The organism is Pseudomonas sp. PICF141 (genome assembly GCF_002286815.1).
Taxonomy (GTDB): domain Bacteria; phylum Pseudomonadota; class Gammaproteobacteria; order Pseudomonadales; family Pseudomonadaceae; genus Aquipseudomonas.
Genome location: NZ_MUNM01000025.1, coordinates 78,101 through 90,860, shown reverse-complemented (window position 1 = coordinate 90,860; position 12,760 = coordinate 78,101). Strand labels below are relative to the sequence as shown.

12 protein-coding genes are annotated in these 12,760 nt (G+C 57.5%); 4 read left to right on the top strand and 8 right to left on the bottom strand.

The genetic code is table 11. From position 1 onward, the window contains the following. Positions 1–2 precede the first annotated feature (2 nt). The 3 genes from dnaJ to grpE form a co-directional block, all read right to left on the bottom strand. On the bottom strand, positions 3–1,127 hold the full coding sequence (dnaJ, locus tag BZL43_RS04615; protein ID WP_095631219.1) for a molecular chaperone DnaJ: 1,125 nt from the start codon (positions 1,125–1,127) through the stop codon (positions 3–5). 298 nt (positions 1,128–1,425) lie between these two features. Beyond that, complete coding sequence (gene dnaK / locus BZL43_RS04610; RefSeq protein ID WP_095631218.1) at positions 1,426–3,342, bottom strand: molecular chaperone DnaK; 1,917 nt, start codon at positions 3,340–3,342, stop codon at positions 1,426–1,428. A gap of 102 nt (positions 3,343–3,444) precedes the next feature. Further along, positions 3,445–4,011, bottom strand: a complete 567-nt coding sequence (grpE, locus tag BZL43_RS04605) for a nucleotide exchange factor GrpE (RefSeq protein ID WP_095631217.1) — start codon at positions 4,009–4,011, stop codon at positions 3,445–3,447. Between the two features lie 241 nt (positions 4,012–4,252). Here grpE and recN point away from each other — a divergent pair, with 241 nt between their 5' ends. Continuing rightward, positions 4,253–5,926 (top strand): DNA repair protein RecN, encoded by a 1,674-nt coding sequence (recN, locus tag BZL43_RS04600; RefSeq protein ID WP_095631216.1) that lies wholly within the window; start codon positions 4,253–4,255, stop codon positions 5,924–5,926. A 75-nt stretch (positions 5,927–6,001) separates the two neighbouring features. On the opposite strand, the gene fur is transcribed toward recN, so the two are convergent. Continuing rightward, complete coding sequence (fur, locus tag BZL43_RS04595) at positions 6,002–6,406, bottom strand: ferric iron uptake transcriptional regulator (protein ID WP_003197684.1); 405 nt, start codon at positions 6,404–6,406, stop codon at positions 6,002–6,004. Between the two features lie 97 nt (positions 6,407–6,503). Between fur and BZL43_RS04590 the strand changes: the two genes are divergently transcribed. Next, positions 6,504–7,031 carry an outer membrane protein assembly factor BamE gene (locus tag BZL43_RS04590; protein ID WP_007900538.1) on the top strand — a complete coding sequence of 176 codons (528 nt, stop codon included), beginning with the start codon at positions 6,504–6,506 and terminating at the stop codon, positions 7,029–7,031. Positions 7,032–7,092: 61 nt separating this feature from the next. On the opposite strand, the gene BZL43_RS04585 is transcribed toward BZL43_RS04590, so the two are convergent. The 3 genes from BZL43_RS04585 to BZL43_RS04575 are packed head-to-tail and all read right to left on the bottom strand — an operon-like array spanning position 7,093 to position 9,245. Continuing rightward, a complete protein-coding gene (locus BZL43_RS04585) occupies positions 7,093–7,407 on the bottom strand; it encodes an RnfH family protein (RefSeq protein ID WP_095631215.1) in 315 nt (104 codons plus the stop codon). Next, a complete protein-coding gene (locus BZL43_RS04580) occupies positions 7,400–7,834 on the bottom strand; it encodes a type II toxin-antitoxin system RatA family toxin (RefSeq protein WP_095631214.1) in 435 nt (144 codons plus the stop codon). The genes BZL43_RS04585 and BZL43_RS04580 overlap by 8 nt, the downstream gene beginning before the upstream one ends. A gap of 7 nt (positions 7,835–7,841) precedes the next feature. Beyond that, positions 7,842–9,245, bottom strand: a complete 1,404-nt coding sequence (locus BZL43_RS04575; protein ID WP_095631213.1) for a sodium-dependent transporter — start codon at positions 9,243–9,245, stop codon at positions 7,842–7,844. 118 nt (positions 9,246–9,363) lie between these two features. Between BZL43_RS04575 and smpB the strand changes: the two genes are divergently transcribed. Then, positions 9,364–9,846, top strand: coding sequence for an SsrA-binding protein SmpB (smpB, locus tag BZL43_RS04570; protein WP_095055592.1), 483 nt, complete (start codon positions 9,364–9,366; stop codon positions 9,844–9,846). 52 nt (positions 9,847–9,898) lie between these two features. Here smpB and BZL43_RS04565 read toward each other — a convergent pair whose 3' ends face one another. Further along, positions 9,899–10,666: a GntR family transcriptional regulator gene (locus BZL43_RS04565; RefSeq protein ID WP_095631212.1), complete on the bottom strand. Its 768-nt coding sequence runs from the start codon at positions 10,664–10,666 to the stop codon at positions 9,899–9,901. Positions 10,667–10,927: 261 nt separating this feature from the next. On the opposite strand from BZL43_RS04565, the gene BZL43_RS04560 reads away from it, so the two are divergent. After that, positions 10,928–12,619: a lactate permease LctP family transporter gene (locus tag BZL43_RS04560; RefSeq protein ID WP_095631211.1), complete on the top strand. Its 1,692-nt coding sequence runs from the start codon at positions 10,928–10,930 to the stop codon at positions 12,617–12,619. Positions 12,620–12,760 lie beyond the last annotated feature (141 nt).

Genomic DNA, 12,760 nt, shown 5'->3' with positions numbered 1-12,760 from the left:
CCTTACAAATCGCCGAAGAAGCGCTTCACACCTTCAAACCAACCGGTGGTTTTTGGCGAATGACTGTTGTCACCCGCCATGGAGTTGCGCAACTCTTCCAGCAGTTCGCGCTGACGACGACCCAGGTTGACCGGGGTTTCGACCACCACGCGACACATCAGGTCGCCAGCACCGCCACCACGAACCGGCGCGACACCTTTGCCGCGAACACGGAACTGCTTACCGGTCTGAGTCCCTTCCGGAATTCTCAGCTTGACCCGACCATCGAGGGTCGGAATCTCCAGCTCGCCGCCCAGCGCTGCATCAACGAAGCTGATTGGCACTTCGCAGAACAAGTGCTTGCCGTCACGCTGGAAAATCGCGTGCTCGCGCACATTGATCACCACGTACAGGTCGCCGGTCGGCCCACCCTGCGCACCCGCCTCGCCTTCGCCAGACAAGCGAATACGGTCGCCAGTATCGACACCGGCCGGCACTTTCACCGACAGGGTCTTGTACTCTTCGACTCGACCTTCGCCGCGGCAGGATTCGCACGGATCGGAAATGATCTTGCCCTGGCCATGGCAGCGCGGGCAGGTCTGCTGCACCGAAAAGAAGCCTTGCTGCATGCGTACCTGACCGATACCACCGCACGTTGGGCACGTGACCGGCGAGGAGCCTTTCTTGGCGCCCGAGCCATCGCACGGCTTGCAGTTGACCAGTGTTGGTACGCGGATATTCACGGTCGTGCCACGCACCGCTTCTTCCAGATTCAGCTCCAGGGTGTAACGCAGATCGCTGCCGCGCTGAGCGCCGCCACGAGCACCGCCGCGACCGCCACCGAAGAAGTCACTGAAGACATCGCCAAAGATGTCGGAAAAGTTCTGACCGCCAAAACCGGCACCGCCGCCACCCATGCTCGGATCGACACCGGCATGACCGTATTGATCATAGGCCGCGCGCTTGCTGGAATCAGACAGCACTTCGTAGGCCTCGTTGGCCTCCTTGAACATATCTTCCGACGCTTTGTCATCGGGATTACGGTCCGGGTGATGCTTCATCGCCAGACGACGGTAGGCCTTTTTCAGGTCCGCATCGCTTGAACCACGCTCAACACCCAATACTTCGTAATAGTCACGCTTTGCCATAAGTCTTTGCACTCTTAAGGACGTTCGGCAAACCCCTCCTGAGCCTCGCCAAACTCGTTGAGCCCCAATGCAGGCCCGGACCCAACTCACGTCAATTCAACGATCCTGGTCTTTGATTCAATACGGTACTTCTGGCTCGAAAAGCAGGAGCATTTCCGGCCATACCATCAGCACCCGAACGGTTGTCGCATGCTGTAAAAATTCTCTAACTCCAGACATGCCAACGCGGGAGCAAGCTCCCGCGCGGCGACATCCTACCAGTCACCGCCTGAAGGCAGTCAACCGGGCGACCAACAACTTACTTGTGGTCTTTAACCTCTTCGAACTCAGCATCGACGACGTCATCAGCTTTTTCGGCTTTTTCGTCTTGCGGTGCCGCGCCTTCAGCTGGCTGAGCCTGTTCGGCATACATTTTCTGAGCCACTGGCGCAGAAACCTTGGACAGCTCTTCAACCTTGGCTTCGATAGCAGCCTTGTCATCGCCTTTGATGGCGGTTTCCAGGGCAACTACAGCGGCTTCGATTGCAGACTTCTCTTCAGCGCTCACTTTATCGCCAGCATCAACGACCATTTTGCGCGTCGAGTGGACCAGGGCATCGCCTTGGTTACGGGCACTGGCCAGCTCTTCGAACTTGCGGTCTTCTTCAGCATTCACTTCAGCATCGCGAACCATCTGCTGAATTTCTTCTTCGGACAGACCGGAGTTGGCCTTGATCACAATCGACTGAGTCTTGCCGGTAGCCTTGTCTTTCGCGCCGACGTGCAGGATGCCGTTGGCGTCGATGTCGAAGGTCACTTCGATTTGTGGCACGCCACGTGGCGCTGGCGGAATCTCGGCCAGGTCGAACTTGCCCAGGGACTTGTTCTGGGCGGCTTGCTTACGCTCACCTTGCAGGACGTGAATGGTCACTGCGCTCTGGTTGTCGTCGGCAGTCGAGAACACTTGCGATTTCTTGGTAGGAATCGTGGTGTTTTTCTCGATCAGCGCGGTCATCACGCCACCCATGGTTTCGATACCCAGGGTCAGCGGGCTGACGTCGAGCAGCAGAACGTCTTTCACGTCACCGGCCAATACTGCACCCTGGATTGCAGCACCCATGGCAACTGCTTCGTCCGGGTTAACGTCTTTACGAGCTTCTTTACCAAAGAAGTCGGAAACCGCTTTCTGCACCATTGGCATACGGGTCTGACCGCCAACCAGAATCACGTCGTCGATCTTGCTGACGTCGATACCGGCATCTTTCATAGCGATGCGGCAAGGTTCCACGGTGCGCTGAACCAGGTCTTCAACCAGCGCTTCAAGCTTGGCGCGGGAGATTTTCACGTTCAAGTGCTTAGGACCGGTAGCGTCTGCAGTGATGTACGGCAGGTTCACGTCGGTCGACTGGCTGGAGGACAGTTCGATTTTGGCTTTCTCAGCGGCTTCTTTCAGGCGCTGCATGGCCAGCGGGTCACCCTTGAGGTTCATGCCGCTTTCTTTCTTGAATTCGTCGACGAGGTAGTCGATCAGACGAATGTCAAAGTCTTCGCCGCCCAGGAACGTGTCACCGTTGGTGGCCAACACTTCGAACTGGTGCTCGCCATCGACTTCGGCGATTTCGATCACGGAAACGTCGAAAGTACCGCCACCCAAGTCATAAACGATCACGGTGTGATCGCCTTTCGCCTTATCCATACCGTAGGCCAGTGCGGCTGCGGTTGGTTCGTTGATGATACGTTTAACGTCCAGCCCCGCGATGCGACCGGCATCTTTGGTGGCTTGACGCTGACTGTCGTTGAAGTAAGCCGGAACGGTGATCACCGCTTCGGTCACTGGCTCGCCGAGGTAGTCTTCGGCGGTCTTCTTCATTTTCTTCAGAATTTCAGCCGAAATTTGTGGCGGCGCCATTTTCTGGCCGTTTACTTCAACCCAGGCGTCGTTGTTGTCAGCCTTGACGATCTTGTAAGGGACCATCTGAATGTCTTTCTGTACAACTTCTTCGTCGAAACGACGACCGATCAGACGCTTCACCGCGTACAGGGTGTTATGCGGATTGGTCACTGCCTGACGCTTGGCCGACTGGCCAACCAGGATTTCACCGTCGTTGGCGTAAGCGATGATCGACGGCGTAGTACGCGCGCCTTCAGCGTTTTCAATAACTTTGGCTTTGCCGTTTTCCAGCACGGAGACGCAGGAGTTGGTAGTCCCCAGGTCGATACCGATAATTTTGCCCATGTTCACTCTCCCGAAACTTTGGATTTGGATGCCGCAGTAGTGGTGGCTGACCGCGGTAGCACTTAAACGCTTGACTTCTAAATGGGGGCCTTGCGGCTAATTTCAAGCCTGCTCGTCAATCGAAGGCGAAACCGGTGCAGGTGCCTTGCTGACCACGACCATGGCCGGGCGCAGCAGGCGGCCGTGAAGCTGATAGCCCTTCTGAAACACTTTGAGCACACTGTTTGGCTCGACGTCGGCGCTTTCCTGCATGGCCATTGCCTGATGATGCAAGGCATTGAAGGGTTCGCCCTCAGGGTCGATCGCTTCCAGGTGATAGCGCTTCAGGGTGTCCTGGAACATTTTCAGGGTCAGCTCGATCCCTTCGCGCATTGGACGAATGTTTTCGTCGTCAGGGTTGGACAGTTCCAGGCCGCGCTCCAGGCTGTCGATGATCGGCAGCAGGTCACCAGCGAACTTTTCCAGCGCGAATTTGTGAGCTTTTTCAACGTCCTGCTCGGCACGGCGGCGGACGTTCTGCAGATCGGCGGCTACACGCAAAGCCTGATCCTGCGCACCAGCCAATTGCTCTTCGAGCACTTGTACACGAGCCGCCAGGTCTTCACCCGAAGCCTCGGGGCCCTGGTTGGCGTCTAGATTCTGCGTATCCACTGTCTGTTCGTCAGCCATAGATTTCTCCTTCCGATATCGTCCGCGAGCTCAACTCGCGCTTCTGCCCCGGTATATGGGGCCGCAAAATTCAGCTTCAAGGGCTATTTGATGTTTGCCTCCACAAAAAACAGCCGCATAGTCATTCCTCATTGCACTAAGGATTTTCAATACTCAAGCAAATCGACCTAAGCGAGGGCATTGTCAGCCCGAAACAAAACACTGTATAAATAACCAGACCTAAAGCCTGGGAGCGGCCTTCATGCTGGTGCACCTGTCCGTACATAACTACGCCATCGTTGAACATCTCGATCTCGAACTCGATCGCGGGATGAGCGTGATCACAGGGGAAACCGGTGCCGGCAAGTCGATCATGCTCGACGCCCTGGGCCTGACCCTGGGCGATCGCGCCGACAGCGGCGTAGTCCGCCCCGGCGCCGACAAGGCCGATATCCTGGCCACCTTCGACCTGATCGACATTCCAGAGGCCAGTGCCTGGCTGGCGGAGCGCGATCTCGAAAACGACGGCCCGTGCATTTTACGTCGAGTGATCACCGCTGAAGGACGCTCGCGTGGCTATATCAACGGAACCCCCTGCCCCCTCGGCGATTTGAAGGCCTTGGGCGAGTTGCTGATCGATATCCACAGTCAGCACGAACACCAGTCCCTGCTCAAAACCGATACCCATCGCCGCCTGCTCGACGAATACGCCGGCGCCACAGACCTTGCCCGTCAGGTGCAACTGGCCGCCCAACGCTGGCGCCAGACCCGCCAGGAACTGGAACGCCTTTCCAACTCCGGCGACGAACAACGTGCCCGCCATCAGTTGCTCAGCTATCAACTTGAAGAACTGGAAAACCTCGGCCTGGGCGAAACCGAGCTTGAACAGCTGGAACAGGAACACAAGAACCTGACCAACGCCGAAACCCTGCTGGGCATCTGCCGGCAAGTGGTCGAACAGTGCAGCGAAAGTGATTCCGGCAATGTACTGAATGCGCTTACCGCCAGCCTTAATCGCCTATCGAGCGTGAACAATTCGATCGGCGCCCTGGGTGAAGCCAGCAGCCTGCTGACCAGCGCACAGATTCAGGTTGAAGAAGCCGTCGGCGAGCTCAACCGCTTTCTCGACAATTTCGACGCCGATCCGGCGCGCCTTCAATACCTGGAAGAGCGCCTTGATGCCATCTACACCCTGGCGCGCAAACACCGTATCCAGCCGACCGAAGTCGCCGAGATGCAGCAGAAACTACTCGATGAACTCGAAACCCTGAATGCCAATGACGAATCCATCGAACGACTGAGCGATGAGCTGGCCTCCTATGCCCGCCATTATCAGGAGAAGGCGCGGGAACTGAGCGATCTGCGGCATCAAGCCTCAAACAGCCTGGCCAGCGCCGTAGAACTGGAAATCCAGCGCCTGGGTATGCCCGGCGGCCGCTTCACCATCGAATTGCACCCCAACAGCAGCGACGAACTGCTGCCCAATGGGCTCGAACAAGTAGAGTTGCTGGTAAGCGCCAACCCGGGGCAGCCATTGAAAGCCCTAGCAAAAGTGGCGTCGGGTGGCGAACTCTCGCGTATCAGCCTGGCGATTCAGGTGATCACTGCACAGACCTCTCGCGTACCGACCCTGGTGTTTGACGAAGTGGACGTGGGTATCGGCGGCCCGACTGCCGAAATTGTCGGTCAATTGCTGCGACGCCTCGGGGAGCGTGGGCAGGTTCTGACCGTGACTCACTTGCCGCAAGTGGCGGCGCAGGGGCATCAACATCTATTTGTTCACAAGGTCCGGGGCGAAGACGCTACCCATACAGCCGTCTCAAAACTGAGCAAGACCGATCGCGTTGAAGAAGTGGCGCGGATGCTGGGCGGTATCGATATCACCAAGGAATCACTGGCTCACGCCAAAAAAATGGTCGTGACCGCGAAAATTTAAGTACGGCAGACAGCACGAAGGCGACCCTGGGGTCGCCTTCGTTCGTTTCGCGAACCTGAAGTTCGCGCGACATGCTTACTTTTTCTTGCGTACGTACAGAACAAGATTGTGATCAACCATCTCGAAGCCATACTTGTCGACGATTGCTTTCTGCAGCCGCTCGATTTCTTCGTCGAAGAATTCGATCACTTCACTGGTCTCGACGTTGACCATGTGGTCGTGATGCTTGCCGTCGTCCAGCTCGAAGACCGCATGGCCTCCGTCGAAGTTGTGCCGCACCACAAGGCCAGCTGCCTCGAACTGGGTCAGTACACGGTAAACCGTGGCCAGACCGACGTCCTCACCAGCCTCCATCAGCGCCTTGTAGACATCCTCGGCACTCATGTGGCGTTGCTCGGCGGAATCGAGCATTTGCAGAATTTTGACCCGTGGAAGGGTCACTTTGAGGCCGGCTTTGCGTAGTTCGCTATTTTCAACCATGGTCAGCTTTCTCGCGATGCTGCTTCGCAGCTTCTCTTAATGCGGGTATGATCGGCGTTTACGTTGTCCCAGCCAAGATAGTGGAAGTCGCCCACCGATGCAAAACACCAAGCTCTTGCTAACCAGTTTCACCTTTGTGGGACTGCTCGCACTCGCCGGTTGTTCATTCCCCGGGGTTTACAAAATCGACATCCAGCAGGGCAATGTCGTCACGCAGGACATGATAGACCAGTTACGCCCGGGAATGACCCGCCGGCAAGTACGGTTTATCATGGGCAACCCTCTGCTGACCGACACGTTCCATGCCGATCGCTGGGATTATCTGTACAGCCTGCAACCGGGTGGCGGTGAACGCCAGCAGGAACGCATTAGCGTTATCTTCAACCCAAATGATCAACTTGTCAGCCTCTCTGGCGACTTCATGCCGGGCGTGAGCCGCGACGAAGCCATTCTCGGCAAGGACAGCGACACAACCGTGACCGCGCCAGCCGAAAATGCCGAGAAGCCGAAGCCAGAAAAACCGGTCAAGCCTGGGTCGTTGCTGGACCAGATCCAGAAGGACGTGGACAACGTGGAAACCGTTCCAGTCCCGACACCAGAACCGCTGGAAACCTCGCCGCAATAATTTGCGACGCAATAAAAAACCCGGCATGTCCGGGTTTTTTATTGTCTGGCGTTTGACCGGGTCATTGATTCCGGGCTTTAGCCTCGGCAGCCTTGGCGGCGCGCAACCGGCGAACTTCTTTCGGATCGGCCAGCAACGGCCGGTAAATCTCCAGGCGATCACCTGTCTGAACCGGACGATTGGCCGGTTCAGCGATCACTTTGCCAAAGATCCCGACCGGACAACTGGCCAGATCCAGCTCAGGGAATTCGCTGTTCAGGCCGGATTCGAGCAACGCTTCTCGCACCGTTGTGCCCACTGGCACCGTTATGGTCAGCAATACCTGACGATCAACAACGGCATACACCACTTCGACCTTGATCATTGCCTCAACCATGCATCTGTTTCGCACGCTGGCAAAACGCGTCCATCAGCGTATTCGCCGCCTGATTGAACAAAGGCCCCAACGTCGCACGCACCAGCGGCCCCGAGTAGTCGAACGACAAATCCAGACTGATCTTGCAGGCCTTATCACCCAACGGCTTGAACACCCAGATGCCGTGCAGCTGGCTGAACGGACCTTCCTCGAGGTTCATCTCGATAGAACGCCCGGGCACCAGGGTATTACGCGTCACGAAATGCTGACTAAGGCCACCCTTGGCCACGCCGACGCTGGCACGCATAAGCTGGGGAGTGCTTTCCAGGACTTGCGCCGACGAGCACCATGGCAAGAATTCCGGATAGCGGGCCACGTCGTTGACCAGGTCATAAAGCGCTTGCGCCGGATACGGCAGCAGGGCCGAACGTTGAATGTGTGTCGTCATGTCAGCGTTACTTCCACAGCTGGGCGGCAAACACTACAAGAATGCCGATGGGCGCCACATAGCGCATCAAGAACAGGGACAGGGCGAACAGCAGCGGACGACGGATCGACAATTCGTCGCGCACCGCTTCACGCCCCATCACCCAGCCCGCAAACATTACGAAACACAAACCACCGAGTGGCAACATGATCCGCGAAGTGAAGAAATCGATCACACCAAAGAAGTCCAGACCACCGGCTGCTCCCCATTGGTAGAGGTGGAACATCCCGCCTTCGTTCACGAAAAACCTGGCTTGCTTCCAGATATTGAAGGAGAACACGGTGCCCAGACCGACGAACCAGCAAGTAAATGCCAACCAGAAGGTGACCCAGGCGCGGCTGATCTTCGTGCGCTCAACCAAATAAGCCACCATCGGCTCGAGCAGGGAAATCGCCGAACTCCAGGCCGCGATCGCCACCAGTACAAAGAACACTACGCCCATCAACTGGCCGAACGCTACGTTACCAAAGGCAAATGGCAGGCTGACGAACATCAGGCCAGGGCCTTCGCTCGGGTTCAGGCCAGCAGCGAACACAATCGGAAACAATGCCAGACCGGCGACCAGAGAAACGAAAGTATCGAGTAGTGCCACACCGACAACGGTGCCGGAAATCGACGAGCTCTTGGGCATATAAGCCCCGTAGATCATGATCGAACCGACGCCCACGCTCAGGGAAAAAAACGCGTGACCCATGGCCGGCAGCAAGCCGTCGAGTACTTTTTCCGGATGGAAGTCGAACATGAAATGCACGCCCTCCATGAAATGGCCAGTGGTCATGCTGTAGCCCAGCAGGACAATCACCATCACGAACAGCAGCGGCATCATGATCCGCAGGCTGCGCTCCAGCCCGGCGACTACGCCTTTGGCGATTACCACGGCGGAGAGGAGCATGAAAGCGGTGTGCCAAAGTGTCAGGCGCCATGGATCGGCGATCACATTGCCAAAGTAGGCGCCGACCTGATCAGGGGTCGCGCCCTGGAAATCGCCACGCCCCATGTCAATGATGTAATCCAGCGACCAGCCGCCGACCACACTATAGAAAGACAGAATCAGCAGCGCCGTGATCATCCCGGCAAATGCACCCCAGGACCATTTCGCCGAATGCCCCGCTTCCAGCGCCAGGACCTTCAAGGCATTGGCCGGGCTCTGCCGCGCACGGCGACCGATCAGGGTTTCGGCCAGCATGACGGGCATACCGATCAGCGCGATACAGGCCAGGAACATCAGCACAAAGGCTCCGCCACCGTAGACGCCGACCATGTAAGGGAATTTCCAGATACTACCCAAACCCACGGCCGAACCGGTCGCGGCGAGTATGAAGACCCAGCGGCTAGCCCAACTGCCGTGGACAGAAACCTTGTCTGTCGACATCGTTATCACGCCCAAGCGTTCAAAAAAGAGGCCGCATTGTCCGGGATTCAATCAACCTGCTCAAGCACGTAGCGTCACCGTAGCCGACTCGCTTGCAACTCCCTATAATGCCGCCCCTATGGCTAAACAGAAGAAACACCCAACAGGGACCATCGCGCAGAATAAAAAGGCGCGACACGATTACTTCATCGAGCATAAGTTCGAGGCTGGTCTGGTCCTGGCCGGCTGGGAAGTAAAAAGTTTGCGGGCTAGCAAGCTACAACTGGTTGACAGTTACGTGCTGCTCAAAGATGGCGAAGCCTGGCTGCTCGGCAGCCACATTACGCCATTGACGACTGCCAGCACCCACGTCATCGCAGATCCGACCCGCACCCGAAAATTGCTGCTCAACCGGCGGGAGCTGGAAAAGCTGGCCGCTGCCGTGCAGCAAAAAGGTTACGCCTGCGTATGCCTTTCCTGGTACTGGAGCAAGCACATGGTCAAGTGCGAGATCGCTCTGGGCAAGGGCAAGAAGGAATACGACAAGCGTGATACCGAACGCGAGCGCGACGCCGGTCGTGAATTGCAGCGTGCGGTGCGAAACAAGGGCAAGGAAGATTAATTTTCCTACCTGATCTGATCGTTCCCACGCTCTGCGTGGGAACGATCATTGACTACATCCCCTTGCGCCGCTCCGCCCGAGCCACGCGCTGCACTTCCTGACGCACCTCTTCCAGCACTTCCTGCACATACAGAATGTGTCGACTGGAAACCTCCCGCGCCTGCTCCGCCTTGCCTTCGATAATCGCCAGGTACAACTCCCGATGCTGCGCAATCAGCATGTCGCGGGTTTCGGAGCGCTGTTTGTACATGCCGCCGATGTTGGTCACCACGTTGCGCTTGAGCAGGTCGAACAGCCCGCGAATGGTGTGCAGCAACACCGCGTTATGACTGGCTTCGGCGATCGCCAAGTGAAATCTTGCGTCCGCCGCGCCTTCTTCCAGCCGACTCACTTCGTCATGACGCGAATAGCAGTCTTGCAACTCGTCAAATGCCGCCGTCAATCGCTCGCGATCCACATCAGTGGCGCGCAATGCCGCGTAGTAAGCACAGGAGGCTTCCAGCGTATGACGAAACTCCAGCAAATCGCGCTGGGCCTCGGGGTTGCTTTCCAGCAAATGCAGCAGCGGATCGCTGAACGTCGAGCCCAGGGATTCCACCACATAGTTACCGCCGCCCTGACGACTGACCAGCAGCCCTTTGGCCGTCAGTTTCTGAATCGCTTCGCGCAACGAAGGGCGTGACACGCCGAACTGCTCGGCCAATGCACGCTCTGCCGGCAAGCGTTCGCCAGCCTTCAATGTGCCCTCGAGAATCATCTGCTCGAGCTGCTCGACAATATCGTCAGACAAACGGCGCTGCCGAATCTGATCAAACCCCATTACTCATTCTCCACGATCCCGGCGGCTCGCCGGGCTCTCTATTCTGGCCTATTGGCGCTGCACCAGCACCTGTCAGACGACGTTTGATCGAACAGATCAGATGCGTTCTGCACCGCTCATTCGACAAAAGTTTTAGGGCGGCAAATTGACACACCGCATACAAGGCTTTTACCCTAGCCAACAGCGATTGTAAATTGGTATTACCAATTAACCAAGAACGCTGATCAGTGCCTGACCAACAACAATTAGGGGCCACCCCATATGCAAACCTGGCAACAGCTCTACAGCCCGCTCGGCAGTCTCGGCGTGTCCGCACTCGCGGCCGTCATTCCCATCGTATTTTTCTTCCTCGCTTTGGCCGTGTTCCGCCTTAAAGGCCACGTGGCTGGCAGCATCACCCTGGCGTTATCGATTGCAGTAGCCATCTTCGCGTTCCAGATGCCGGTCGATATGGCCTTCGCGGCTGCCGGATACGGCTTCGCCTACGGCTTATGGCCGATTGCGTGGATCATCGTGGCGGCGGTGTTCCTCTACAAACTGACGGTCAAGAGTGGCCAGTTCGAAGTGATCCGCAGCTCGGTACTGTCGATCACTGACGACCAACGCCTGCAAGTACTGCTGATCGGTTTCTGCTTCGGCGCCTTCCTGGAAGGTGCCGCCGGTTTCGGTGCCCCGGTAGCGATTACCGCCGCGCTGCTGGTCGGGCTGGGTTTCAACCCGCTGTACGCCGCCGGCCTGTGCCTGATCGCCAACACCGCGCCGGTAGCCTTTGGCGCCTTGGGGATTCCGATCATCGTCGCCGGGCAAGTCACCGGCATCGACGCGTTCAAGATCGGCGCCATGACCGGCCGTCAATTGCCATTGCTGTCGCTGTTCGTGCCGTTCTGGCTGGTGTTCATGATGGACGGCCTGCGCGGCGTTCGGGAAACCTGGCCGGCAGCCTTGGTCGCCGGCTTGAGCTTTGCCATTACCCAATACTTCACCTCGAACTTCATCGGCCCGGAATTGCCGGACATCACTTCGGCATTGGCCAGCCTGGTTTCCCTGACGCTATTCCTGAAAATCTGGCAGCCAAAACGCGCCGCCGGCCAACACATCGTCGGCGCTGTCTCGGCTTCCGTAGTGGCCAGCAGCGGTGGTTTCGGCCAGCCACGCACCACCGTGGCTTCGCCTTACAGCCTGGGGGAAATTTTCAAAGCCTGGTCGCCGTTCCTGATCCTCACCGTATTGGTCACCATCTGGACGCTGAAACCGTTCAAAGCAATGTTCGCTGCGGGCGGCTCGATGTATAGCTGGGTGTTCAACTTCGCGATCCCGCATCTGGATCAAATGGTGATCAAGGTCGCCCCGATCGTGACCGCCCCGACGGCGATTCCGGCGGTGTTCAAACTCGATCCGGTTTCCGCGACCGGCACGGCGATTTTCTTCTCCGCGCTGATTTCGATGCTGGTGCTGAAGATCAATCTGAAAACTGGTCTTACCACTTTTAAAGAGACCGTCTACGAGCTGCGCTGGCCGATTTTGTCCATCGGCATGGTGCTGGCCTTCGCCTTCGTCACCAACTATTCGGGCATGTCATCGACCATGGCTCTGGTACTGGCAGGCACCGGCGCGGCATTCCCGTTCTTCTCGCCATTCCTCGGCTGGCTCGGTGTGTTCCTGACCGGTTCCGACACCTCGTCCAACGCGCTGTTCAGTTCGCTGCAAGCGACCACCGCGCACCAGATCGGCGTCAACGACACCTTACTGGTGGCGGCGAATACCAGCGGCGGCGTGACCGGCAAGATGATTTCGCCGCAATCGATCGCCGTGGCCTGCGCCGCGACCGGGTTGGTGGGCAAGGAATCGGATCTGTTCCGCTTCACACTCAAGCACAGCCTATTCTTTGCAGCGATCGTCGGCCTGATCACCTTGGCCCAGGCCTACTGGTTCACCGGCATGCTGGTGCACTAAGCACTACACGCGATACGGAAAAAACCGACGCCGGGTTACGCCCCCCGGCGTCAGCTATTCACAACCGGGTCTGCAAGGCTGCTGAAAGCTTTCCTTACTATATTCAGCAGCCTCAGCGGACGGATAACCGGGACCACCCGG